Annotated in this window: 7 protein-coding genes; 6 read left to right on the top strand and 1 reads right to left on the bottom strand. The window is 57.3% G+C overall.

The window, feature by feature from the left end; genetic code table 11:
- Positions 1–17: 17 nt before the first annotated feature.
- Positions 18–1,238 (bottom strand): glucose-1-phosphate adenylyltransferase, encoded by a 1,221-nt coding sequence (gene glgC / locus MNODULE_RS00320; protein WP_238339159.1) that lies wholly within the window; start codon positions 1,236–1,238, stop codon positions 18–20.
- A 381-nt stretch (positions 1,239–1,619) separates the two neighbouring features.
- Here glgC and pdhA point away from each other — a divergent pair, with 381 nt between their 5' ends.
- From pdhA to MNODULE_RS00290, 6 genes are all read left to right on the top strand, one after another.
- Positions 1,620–2,588, top strand: coding sequence for a pyruvate dehydrogenase (acetyl-transferring) E1 component subunit alpha (gene pdhA / locus MNODULE_RS00315; RefSeq protein ID WP_168057515.1), 969 nt, complete (start codon positions 1,620–1,622; stop codon positions 2,586–2,588).
- 18 nt (positions 2,589–2,606) lie between these two features.
- Entirely contained in the window at positions 2,607–3,587 is a 981-nt protein-coding gene (locus MNODULE_RS00310) for a pyruvate dehydrogenase complex E1 component subunit beta (RefSeq protein ID WP_168057514.1), read from the top strand.
- A 7-nt stretch (positions 3,588–3,594) separates the two neighbouring features.
- Complete coding sequence (locus MNODULE_RS00305; protein WP_168057513.1) at positions 3,595–4,938, top strand: dihydrolipoamide acetyltransferase family protein; 1,344 nt, start codon at positions 3,595–3,597, stop codon at positions 4,936–4,938.
- A gap of 15 nt (positions 4,939–4,953) precedes the next feature.
- Positions 4,954–6,354 carry a dihydrolipoyl dehydrogenase gene (gene lpdA / locus MNODULE_RS00300; RefSeq protein WP_202882081.1) on the top strand — a complete coding sequence of 467 codons (1,401 nt, stop codon included), beginning with the start codon at positions 4,954–4,956 and terminating at the stop codon, positions 6,352–6,354.
- A gap of 28 nt (positions 6,355–6,382) precedes the next feature.
- Positions 6,383–7,291 (top strand): lipoyl synthase, encoded by a 909-nt coding sequence (gene lipA / locus MNODULE_RS00295; RefSeq protein ID WP_168057512.1) that lies wholly within the window; start codon positions 6,383–6,385, stop codon positions 7,289–7,291.
- 276 nt (positions 7,292–7,567) lie between these two features.
- Entirely contained in the window at positions 7,568–12,559 is a 4,992-nt protein-coding gene (locus MNODULE_RS00290; RefSeq protein ID WP_168057511.1) for a protein kinase domain-containing protein, read from the top strand.

Below are 12,559 nucleotides of genomic sequence, written 5' to 3'. Positions count from 1 at the left end.
TCTGGTCCCCTCTCCCGTCAGTAGAAGAACCGTGTCGGGGCGCGTGGAATCGTCACCACCCCTTTGTTGTTCACCGTGAACCGCTGTTTGTCCCGCTCCGGATCGTAGCCGATCTCTTCTCCCGGCTTGATGAGGTTGAACCGGTCGATGATACTCCGTTTGATCCGGCACCCCGATCCGACTTCACAAAAATCGAAGAGAATGGACTCTTCCACCTCGGCCCCCGCTTCGAGCACCACCCCCCGACCGATGATGGACCGCTTCACCTTGGCCCCCCTGATGATGCTTCCTTCGCCGATGAAGGAGTCGACCACTTCGCCCCCCATCAACCGCGCCGCCGGCGCGTTCACCGCGTCGGAGAGGATCGGCCATTCGAGGTTGTTCAGGTCAAACCGGGGATGTTCTCCCAGTAGGTCCATGTGCGCATCGTAATAGGCCTGAATGCTTCCGACATCGCGCCAGTAGCCCCGCTCTTCATATTTTTTCAGCCCCGGGATCTCGTTTTGGCTGAAATCATATGCAAAGACCCTCCCCTCCGGAAAGAGTTCGGGGATAATCGTCCGGCCGAAATCATGTTCGCTGTGCCGCTTGGCGTCGTGCGAGAGGGCCTCCATCAAAATGTCTCTGTTGAAAAGATAGTTTCCCATCGAAGCGTAGGCGAATTTAGGGTTGCCCGGCATCGGAGGGGGCGCTTTCGGTTTTTCCAAAAAGCCGATGATCCGACCCTCTTTATTTACTTTGATGACACCGAACCGATGGGCCGACTCGATCGGCACCGGGATCGCCGCCACGGTCACATCGGCCTCCCGCTCCCGATGATAGTCCATCATCTGTGCGATGTCCATTCGATAGATATGGTCGGCGCCGAAGACGACCACGAGCTCGGGGTCGAAGTTTCGGATGACGTGGAGATTCTGATAGACGGCGTCGGCCGTCCCCCGGTACCAGACCTCCCCGCGGCGCATCTGGGGGGGGGCGATGGTGATAAACTGGTGTTTGATCCGCCCCCCCAACCGCCAGGCGGCGCGAAGATGTTCGATCAGGGATTGGGACTTGTACTGCACCACGACATAGATCGAATAAATTCCGGAGTTGATGAAATTGCTCAAGACAAAATCGATGATCCGATATTTCCCCCCAAAGGAGACGGAAGGTTTGCTTCGATCGCGGGTCAACGGGAAGAGTCTCTCTCCGCGGCCGCCGGCCAACACCATTCCGAGCATTCTGGGTCTCTTCAAGGTCGCCTCTGAAGGGTCAAAGGAAATCGATTCATCTGAAATGCGCGCGCATGGCGGGAAATTCTTCTCATCGATCAGGTACGGTTTGGAAGGATCAGAAGTCGTTCAAGCTACTCCTAACGTAGCAGATTTTTTTTGAGGGTGTCAAGGCAAGTTGGGGTTTCCGACCACCGGTAGAGCCGTCCCGCCGGGACGGCTCTACTTCTTTTCCTATTTCCGTTTCGTTTTCCCCCGGCGCCCCCTTTTGATTTTTGGGGCCAAACCTGCTAGAATTTTTTTAGTTTCAATTCAATGAAATCGATACTTCCATCCGCCTCGGTAATCCCCCTCCGCAGGGCTTGATTGCTGCGACGCGATTCCCACCTCCAAGGAGAATGCAATATGACTTCCAAACAAAAACCGCCGCTCATCGAATTTCTTCGGCAGATGATTCTGATCCGCCGATTCGAGGAGAAAGCGGCCGAGATGTACGCCCTCGGAAAGATCGCCGGCTTCTGCCACCTCTACATCGGCGAAGAAGCAGTGGCGGTCGGGGCGATCGGGGCGGCGAATCCGGATGATTATATCGTCACTGCCTATCGGGACCATGGACATGCTCTGGCCCGCGGGTTGGAGCCGAAGCGGGTCATGGCGGAGCTGTTCGGAAAAGCGACAGGGGTTTCGAAGGGGATGGGGGGCTCGATGCATCTCTTCGACGCCGGCAAAAATTTCATGGGAGGCTACGCCATCGTCGGCGGGCATATCCCCGTGGCGACGGGGATCGGCTTCGCCATGAAATACGAGAAAAAGGATCAGGTGGTCCTCTGCTTTTTCGGGGAAGGCTCCGTCCCCTCGGGGAACTTTCACGAAGCGCTGAATCTCGCCTCGCTTTGGCGATTGCCGGTCGTTTATATTTGTGAGAACAACCGATTTGGGATGGGGACCCCGGTGGAGCGGGCCTCGGCGCTCTACGACATCGCCCATGCCGCCAAGGCGCATGACATGCCGTTCCATCACATCGACGGGATGGACGTAGTCGATGTGTACAACCAGATGAAAAAGGTCATCGACGGTGTTCGTGCCTCGAAGCGGCCGATCTTCGTGGAGGCCCGGACCTATCGGTACATGGGCCATTCGATGTCCGACCCGGCCCACGGTCACTACCGGACGAAGGCGGAGATCGACGAGCAGAAGAAACGCGACCCGATCGCCACCTTGCAGCAACGCTTGCTGGAGAAGAAAGAGATCACCCCCGAGGAGGTCTCGAAGATGGAGCGCGAAATCCAGGACATTGTCCTGGAGTCGGTCGAGTTTGCGGAAAAGAGTCCGGAGCCGCCGCTGGAGGCGCTGACGGAGTATGTTTATTCATAATGGTTTTTTGGAGGTGTAATGGCCCATATTGCTTATCGTGATGCCCTCGGCCAAGCCATGAGCGAGGAGATGCGCCGCGACGACAAAATCTTCCTGATGGGGGAAGAGGTCGGATTTTATCAAGGGGCATTTAAGGTCAGCCGGGGGATGCTCGAAGAGTTCGGCCCGATGCGGGTCATCGACACCCCCATCACCGAGGCCGGCTTTACCGGCGTCGGCATCGGCGCGGCGATGGTCGGGCTTCGCCCCATCATTGAAATGATGACCTTCAACTTTTCTATTTTAGCGATGGATCAGATCATCAACAACGCCGCGAAGATCCGATCGATGTCGGGGGGGCAGTTCACCGTCCCGCTCGTCGTTCGGGGGCCCGGCGGTTCGGCCGCGCGCTTGGCGGCCCAACACTCTCAGAGTCTGGAGTCGCTTTACTGTCATATTGCCGGCCTCAAGGTGATTGCCCCCTCCGTTCCCAAGGATGCGAAGGGCCTTCTCAAGAGCGCCATCCGTGATGAAAACCCGGTGATCTGTTTTGAAGCACAGGCCCTCTATGGAACGATGGGAGAAGTGCCGGAGGGCGAATATACCATTCCCATCGGTGTCGCCGATGTGAAGCGGGAGGGGAAGGATGTGACCCTGATCGCCTGGTCGAAGATGCTCCTGATGTGTTTGAGGACGGCCGAGGAGTTGGCGAAGCAGGGGATTGACGCCGAAGTGGTCGATCCGAGGACGCTTCGTCCCCTCGACATGGAAACGATCTTGAACTCCGTTCGAAAGACAAACCGTGTTGTGATTGTGGAAGAGGCGTGGCCCTATGCCGGGGTGAGCGCTGAAATTGCCGACCGGATTACCCATGAGGCGCTCGATATTCTCGATGCCCCGGTCGAGCGGGTGACCGGTGTCGATGCGCCGATCCCTTATGCGAAGAATCTGGAACAGGCCGCGCTTCCGAGTCCCGAAAAAATCATTCACGCTGTCAAAAAAGTGATGTATCTTGAGTGAGGTTCTAATGGCGAATCGCGTAGTGATGCCGAAGTTGACCGATACGATGGAGGAAGGGGTTCTCCTCAAGTGGTATAAACAGGAAGGTGAAAAAGTAGAAAGCGGAGATCCGATCGCCGAAGTCGAGACCGACAAAGCGGTGATGGATTTGGAGGCCTTCGCGTCGGGAACGTTGAAGAAGATTCTGGTTCCGGAGGGGTATGTTGTTCCCTCGGGGGACCTGATCGCCCTGATCGCGCGGGAGGATGAAAACATCGACGAGGTTCTCTCGCATGAATCGAAGCCGCGGATGCGGAGGAAGGATTTAAAAGGCGCTCCTGAGGAGCGGGAAAAGCCGCCCGGTCCTCAGGCGGAAGTCTCCCCTCAAGAAGAAGCCGGGGTACGGGCACCCGCTTCTCCAAAAGAGGCCCAACGTAAGGAAGCTCCGCGCCCGGCGGCGCCCCCCCGTGCGGAAGGAGAAGAGATCAAGGCTTCTCCTCTGGCGAGAAAGATCGCTCAGGAACGGGGGATTGATTTGAGGACGATTAAAGGCTCGGGACCTGGAGGACGGATCACGCAGCGGGATATCGAAGAGGCGACGGTGCCTGAGAGGCAGGCCGCCCCGGCTCCGGCTCCCTCCGCGCCGGCCGCACCGAGGGCGGGCCAAGCCCGTCCAGAGGCGGTTGCTCCGGAGGGGGAAGAGGTCGAACTGTCGATGATCCGAAAGGCGATTGCCAAGCGGATGGTCCAGAGCAAGGCGCCGGTCCCGCACTTTTACGTCACCTCCGAAATCGACATGGGGAAGATTCTCGATTTCAAAGAGGAAATGGAAAAGTCTTCCGATGGCGTCAAGCTGACCCTCAGTGAGCTCTTCTTAAAGGCGGTTGCATTGACACTGCAGAAGTTTCCCTCGTATCGTTCGATCTATCAGGGAGACCGGGTTCGGATTGTGAAGTCGATTGATGTCGGCCTCGCCGTCGGCATCCCCGATGGGGTGATCACCGCCGTCATCCGCGACTGCGATCATAAAACCCTGGCGCAGATCTCCAGTGAGGTGCGGGACAAGGTGAAGCGGGCGCGTGAGAAGGGGCTCAAGCCGGAGGAGTATACCGGCGCCATTTTCAGCGTCTCCAACCTCGGGATGTATGACGTCGAATCATTCAGCGCGATCATCACCCCGCCTGAAACGGGGGTCTTGGCGATCGGATCGGTTTTGAAGAAGCCGATTGCGACCGACGGTAAGATCGAGGTCGGAAGGACGGTCAAGGTGACCCTTTCCACCGATCACCGGGTCGCCGACGGCGTCCAGGCGGCGAAGTTTCTCAAGGAGCTGAAGCAGATCATTCAGAACCCACTTTATTTGGCGTTGTAGGAAAAGGAGTCCAACGTGGCGGACGAGAGATACGATGTCATGATCTTAGGAGGCGGGCCGGGAGGATATGTTGCGGCCATCCGCGGCGGGCAGCTCGGTCTGAAGGTCGCCGTTGTCGAGAAAGAAGCGGTCGGCGGGGTCTGCCTTCACCATGGCTGTATTCCCTCGAAGGCGATTATCCGGAATGCCGAAGTTCTTTCTCTGATCCAAAATTCGGAAGCGTTCGGGATCAAAGTCGATAACATCCGGCCTGATTATGGACAAGCGATCGATCGAAGCAAAAAGGTGATCCAGAAGCTCTACAGCGGGCTTCAGCATGTGATGAAAAAGAGCAAAGTCGATATCCATACCGGCGTCGGGAAGATTATCGCGCCCGATCAAATCGAGGTGACCGGATCGAACGGCAAGAAAACGATCCGAGCGGAGCGGCTGATCATCGCCACCGGGAGCCGCGTGCGAAGCCTGCCGGGCCTGAATGTCGACGGAAGACGGGTCATCACCAGCGACGAGGCGTTGCTGCTCCGGGATCTTCCGCGATCGGTGACGATCATCGGGGGCGGGGCGATCGGTGTGGAGTTCGCCTATGTCTACTCGGTCTACGGGGCCAAGGTGACCATCGTCGAGATGATGCCGACCCTTCTTCCCTTGGAAGACCGCGAGGTGACGGCGCTGCTGGAGCGAAGCTTCAAGAAGCGGGGCATCGAGATCTTCACGAAAACCCGCGTGGGGCCGATCAAAGATCAGAACGGCGGCTTTGCGATCGAATTGCAAACGGCGGAAGGGGGAAAGACGCTGAATACCGAGGCGATTCTGGTCGCCATCGGCCGGGCGCCGAACATCGAGGGGATCGGTCTGGAGACGATCGGCGTGGCGATCGATGAAAAGCGCCGGTTGATCCAGGTCGATGAGCGGATGCGGACGAATGTTCCGAACGTCTTCGCCCTCGGGGACGTGACGACCCGGCCGGCGCTGGCGCACGGCGCGATGGCGCAGGGGGTCTCGGTCGTCGAGTCGATCGCCGGAATCGAGCGGCCGCCGGTCGATCTTCTCAACATTCCCAGCGCGGTCTACTGCCATCCGGAGGTCGCATCGGTCGGTTTAACCGAAGAGAAGGCGCGCGAGGCGGGCCATGAAATCAAGGTGGCGAAATATCCTCTGTCCGCCAACGGCCGGGCGGTTGCCCTCGGCGAGACCGAAGGGTTCGTCAAAGTCGTCGCCGACGCGCAATACGGCGAGATTCTCGGCGCCCACATCATCGGACCAGAGGCGACGGAGCTGATCGGCGAGTTCGTCCTGGCGAAGACGGTGGAAGCGACCGCGCAGGAGCTGAAGCAGGCGGTCCATCCGCATCCGACCCTCTCTGAAGCGGTGATGGAGGCGGGGGGCGCGATTTTTGGGGAAGCGATCCATTATTAACTGAAGATTCTTTTATCAACGGAGACCCATGCCGGAACGGCACTTTTTAACCCCCCCTCAGAAGCGGACCGAGCGGCTTCCCCCCTGGTTTAAGGTCCAGCCGAAGACCGGTGCGAACTACCTGAAGATTCGCCAACTGGTCAAAGATCTCAATCTCCACACCGTCTGTGAAGAGGCGCAGTGTCCCAATATTTGGGAGTGCTGGAACATCGGGACGGCGACCTTCATGATCTTGGGAGAGATCTGCACCCGGAGCTGCGGGTTCTGCGCCGTCACCTTCGGCCGTCCGACCGAGTTGGACCTCGCCGAGCCGGACCATCTGGCCGAGGCGGTTGCCGCGTTGGGGCTCGGCCACGTCGTCGTCACTTCGGTGAACCGAGATGAGTTGGAAAACGGCGGGGCGGAGATCTTCGCCGCGTCGATCCGGAAGATCCGGGAGCGTTCCCCGAATTGTACCGTGGAGGTTCTGATTCCCGATTTTCAGGGAAAGAAATCAGCCCTCGATCTGGTCCTTGAAGCGAGGCCCGAGATCCTGGCCCACAACACCGAGACGGTCCCCCGTCTCCATCCCCATGTTCGTCCCCAGGCGAAGTACGACCGCTCGCTGCAGGTGTTGGCCTGGTCGAAGGAGGCCGGTCTTTTGACGAAGACCGGTTTGATGTTGGGATTGGGGGAGACGATCGACGAGGTTCGGGCCGTGATGGCCGATCTGGTCGAGATCGGCTGCGATATCCTCACCCTCGGCCAATATCTTCAGCCGACCGCGAAACACCTGCCGGTCGCCCGTTTCGTCCACCCGGACGAGTTTGCTCTGCTGAAAAAAGAAGGCGAAAAAATGGGCCTGGCCCATGTGGAGGCCGGCCCGCTGGTTCGAAGCTCCTACCATGCTGAGCAGCAGGCGCGGGAGCTGCCCGGAAGCCTGCCGATAATTTCTTAGGTTTAACATTTTATGCCACAGTCAGTTTGATCTCCGAGGCCTAAGGAGGCCCGGCGTGAGCTGTCTCACCCATTATTTCCATTGACCTTCAGATCCTAATAAAGTATATTCAGGGCAATTTCTGAATCGGGTGCACCGTACCATCGAAAACCGATGCGAAGGGACTCCCATGTTTTCATTCAAGATCGCCTCTTATTTTCTCCTCTCGATTAACACTTCCGAAAAACGATCTGTCCTAAGGAAAGTCGATCCGCTAAGAAGAAGGGAGACCGCTTCATGTATCCTGCTTTAAAAATGGAAGTGGGACAACTTCTTGAGGACCGTTTTCAAGCCACGCGCCTTCTTAAAAGGGGGCAGGGGATCGAAACGTGGCTTGGAGTCGATCTACATCGGCAGGATAAAGTCGTCATCAAAATGGCCTCTTCCGGTCACATTTCCAAGCAGATCCAAATTCGGTTGGAGCATGAGGCGCGCGTTCTTCAGGAAATTGAAAACCGGCTGATTGCGCCGCTTCGTTTTTGGAAGAGTGGAAAGGAGCATCTCTTTCTGGTGACGCCCTTTGTCCCTGGAGAGACGCTGGAAGAGCGCCTTCGGCGGGGAGCGCTCTCGGTTCGGGAGACGATCGCCGTCGGATGCGCCCTTCTCACGGCGCTGCAGGAGGTTCATCAGCGGGAGGTTCTGCACCGCGATGTGAAGCCGAGCAATATCATTCTCGATGAGAACGGATCAATCGAGCGCGCCACCTTGATCGATTTTGGATTTGCGCGAAGCGAGTGGCTGGCGGCCTCGATTCGCGATCTTCCTGTTGGAACCGTCCGGTATATTTCTCCGGAGCAGGCGGGATTGATCGATGTGAAGGTCAGCGAATGCGCCGATCTCTATTCCGCCGGAATGGTCCTCTACGAATGCCTTGCAGGGCGCCCTCCTTTCAAAGGAACCGACGTCGGAGAGCTTTTGCAACTCCACCTTAATGTCCGGCCGATGGAACTGCGGGATCTGGGCATCTCCGTGCCTCGAGCGCTGGATGAAGTGATTCAGCGTCTGCTTCGGAAAGATCCCTCTGATCGATACCAAACGGCGGAGGGGGCTCTCGCCGACCTATCTCAGATCTCCGACGCGATCGACCGCGGGATTTCCGAGCCGGCCGTTGTAATCGGATTGCAAGACCGCCGCCGAACCCTGGCCGCGCCGGCCTTTATCGGACGTGATGAAGAGCTTTCAATTTTAGAGAGAGAGCTGGAGCGGGCAAAGGAGGGGAAGGGGAGGCTGGTCTTTCTGGAGGGAGAATCGGGGATCGGAAAGTCGCGGCTGTTGAAGGAGTTCGAGCGTCGCGCGCTGCGGCAGGGAGCCTGGGTACTGCAGGGGCAAGGGGTCGATCAGGCGGCGCAGCGCCCCTTCCAACTCCTCGACGGCATCGTGCAGGGGCTCCTGGCCGCCGCCCGTTGGGAGCCGGAAGTAGCGGAGACCATTCGGCGGAGACTCGGTGCGGAAATGGACGCCGTTTCTGTGGCCCTCCCGGATCTGAAGGAAGCGTTCGGAACGCAGGCCCAGATTTCCCTCGGACTGGAAGAACATGGCGAGATCCGGAACCTTCGAGCACTGACCTCCCTCCTTGATTCCTTGGGATCGGAGACACGGCCGGCGGTGATCCTTCTCGACGACGGGCAGTGGGCCGATGAGCTGACTTTGAAGCTCCTCGATCGATGGAGCCGCCGGACCGATTCGGAGAGCAAGGCCGGTCGTCACATCCTTCTTATCCTCTCTTTCCGTTCCGAAGAGGTCACGGCGGACCATTCGTTGTGCCGTTTGTCCGCGTCGGTCCGGCTTCGTCTGGCGCCATTTGATCCGGCGGACGTGGCGCGAATGGCGGAATCGATGGCGGGTCCTCTACCGCAGAGAGCAACAGAGGTGGTTGCGCAGCTCTCGGAAGGAAATTCATTTATGGCTGCGGCGGTCCTTCAGGGTTTGGTGGAATGTGGAGCGCTCGCTAACGAACCCGCCGGCTGGCGGATCGAGCCCGACCGGATGGCCGAGGTGCAAGCCTCCCGCCGCGCGGCGATCTTCCTCACACGCCGGCTGGAGCGGCTTACAGCCGATGCACTCCGGTTCCTTTCGGTGGGGGCGATTCTGGGAAAAGAGTTTGATCCGGCGTTTGCCGGGAGCCTCGCCGACCTGACTTCCCCGCAGACTTCGGCGGCGATTGACGAAGTAAAGCAGCGGCACATCCTCTGGGTCAATATGGAAACATCGCGCTGTCAGTTCGTGCACGATAAAATCCGTGAAGCGCTGCTTGGGCGAATGTCGGAGGAAGAAAGAGAGCAGCTACATCTTCTTGCGGCCCGGCAACTGGAATCGGTCGATCGGGACCGAATTTTCGAGTTGGCCTACCATTTTGACGCCGCTGGACAGCCCAACAAAGCGCTCCCCTATGCCCTTGCGGCCGCTGAGAAGGCGCGCTCACAGTATGCTTTAGAGATTGCAGAACGACAATACCGGATTGCAGAGCGGGGAGCGCAACGAGCGGACGAAGCAACATGTAAGCGTGTGGCTGAAGGTTTGGGGGATGTGCTGATGTTGCGAGGTCGTTATGATGAAGCGGAGCAGGCTTTTGTAGCTGCGCGCGTCCTTGCAAGGGAGAGGGTCGAGCAGGCCGAGATAGAGGGAAAGTTGGGAGAGTTGGCGTTCAAAAGAGGAGATGTAAAGAGAGCAAGCGAGGCCATTGAGCGTGGATTGCGGCTCATTGGACGGCCATTGCCAAAGCGATCATGGCTTTTTTCCCCTCTAGTCCTTTGGGAAGCAGGTATACAGGTACTTCATACGTACTTTCCAAATCTATTCATGGCCCGTAGGAAATTAAAGGAAGCAGGTTCGGATCTCATTGCCATACGCTTATATAGCCGCCTCTCGTATTCCTATTGGTTCCAGCGCGGGACAATTCCGACGATGTGGGCTCATCTTCGCGAAATGAACCTTGCCGAACGTTATCCGCCTACCCCGGAACTGGGACAAGCATACGCCAATCACGGAGTGGCCATGACCATGATTCCCGCTATATCTCGGGGGATTCGTTATGCAGAGAAGGGATTAGCGGTTCGCAAGGAACTCGGTGACCAATGGGGAGAGGCACAATCGCTACATTTTTATAGCCTTACTTTGTATGTGGCTTCACGGTTTTCTGAAGCGATCCAAAAATCAGAACAAGCAATAAAACTATTTGATAGAACGGGAGATCTCTGGGAGCGAAACAACGCTCACAATAATATTGCAGGTAATCTCTACCGGTTAGGTGATCTAAATGGTGCAGCCGATCAAAGCAATCTCTTATACCAGGCAGCGATTCAAATAGGTGATTTGCAATCAGCCGGTCTTGCGTTAGCAGTATGGTCAAAGTCATCGGAGAGTAATTTTCCTAAATCCCGGATAAAGGACCTTTTACATCATTGCAAAGATGATGTGCTTACATTTCAAACAGTATTACAGGGTGAAGCTGTTTGCCTTTTCGGACAAGGCCGATACAGTGAGGCTTATTCAATACTTCAAAAAGCGGAAGTAATTATTAAAGAGTTTGGTTTCCGCAATGAGTACACAGCGCCTGTTCCTCTCCTTATTTCGACGGTTCTTCGAGTTCAAGCGGAACGAGCACCAAGTTTTTCCTACAAGACGCGAAATATCCTTCTTAGCCGTGCGAAAAAGGCTGCTCGTCAGGGTGTCCGTTTGGCGAAGAGGTATCGAAACAACCTTCCCCACGCCCTCCGCGAGATGGGCCTCCTCTCCGCCATGGAGGGCCGCACGCGTCGAGCGCGAAAATATTTTGACGAAAGTCTTGCCGTCGCCGAGCAGTTGGGGATGCGTTTCGAACGCGGGCAAACCCTTCTCGCCCGAGGCCATGTCGGTCTGCACGCGGGATGGCCGCAGGCGGCCGAAGAGATCGCATCGGCCGAGCAGGAACTCCGGGTCATCGGGGGGGAGTGGGTCCTGGAAGAGTTCCGGAACGGCAAGGAAGCGGAGAAGCCGGTGACCCTTTCTCTGGCCGATCGTTTTGACGCTCTTCTGGGAGAGGGGAGGAAAATTGCTGCGGCCCTCACCGAAGCGCAAATTTTTGCGGCCGTTCATCAAGCGGCGCTCCGCCTCCTGCGCGGGGAGCATTGTTGGGTTCTAAAGGTCGATCAGAAAGAAGGAGAGCCGCACGTCCAAATTGTTGCCGGGGAGAAGCAGGCCGACTACAGCCGAACAATCATCAGGCAAGCCTTGGCGACCGGTCGGCCGATCGCGAGCACAGAAGGGTTATCCGAAAGTCCAAGCGACAGTGCCCTCCTTTCGGAGGCGCGGTCAATTCTCGCCGCGCCGATTTTCGCCAGGGGCCGAGCGGTCGGTTGTATTTACATGACGCATCAGAGGGTAGGCCGATTGTTCGGCGAGGAAGAAATACGGTTGGCCTCTTTTATCGCTACCTTAGCCGGGGCGGCGCTGGAGAATGCCGAAGGGTTTGCAAAATTGGAAGCGCTTACGAAATCATTGGAGGAGCGGGTTGAGGAACGAACGGCCTCTCTGAAGGCGGCGAATCAGGTGTTAGAGAGCGAAATCGCCGAACGAAAGCGGATCGAATCTCAACTCGAACGAATGCAGGAACAGCTGCGCAGTCTTTCATTGCGGTCGCAATCGACCCTTGAAGAGGAAAGATCTCGAATCGCCCGCGAGATCCACGATGAATTCGGCCAGACCCTCACCGTCTTGAAAATGCAATTATCTTTTTTGGAAAGAAGATTTCGCGGAGGTCAGACACCGATCAGTGAGTGGACGAAGTCGATGTCGGAGATGATCGACACCACGATCGAAAGGGTCCGGAAGGTCGCCTCGGAGCTGAGGCCGATTGTTCTGGACGACCTCGGCCTGCCGGCCGCGATCGAATGGCAAGCGAAGGAGTTTCAGGAGCGCACGGGGATTACTTGTCGGTGTTTTCTTCAAGAGGAGATCGCGATCGATCGGATGCATTCGACGGCGGTCTTCCGGGTTTTTCAGGAAGCCCTGACAAATGTCGCGCGTCATTCGGGGGCGAGCGACGTTGAAATCAAATTGAATGAGGAGAAAGGAGCCGCTTTCCTACAGGTCAGAGATAACGGAAGAGGAATCACGGAAGAGCAACGCTTGCATCAAAAATCGCTCGGCCTGATCGGAATGAGAGAGCGGGCCCGCGCCTGCGGGGGAGAAGTTGGGATCGAGGGGATTCCGGGAAAGGGGACCACGATTACGGTCCGGGTTCCGCTCTAG

The sequence above is a fragment of the Candidatus Manganitrophus noduliformans genome (assembly GCF_012184425.1).
In the GTDB taxonomy this organism is placed as follows: domain Bacteria; phylum Nitrospirota; class Nitrospiria; order SBBL01; family Manganitrophaceae; genus Manganitrophus; species Manganitrophus noduliformans.
The sequence above is the reverse complement of the archived record's forward strand: the minus strand, read 5'-3'. Positions and strand labels throughout refer to the sequence as shown.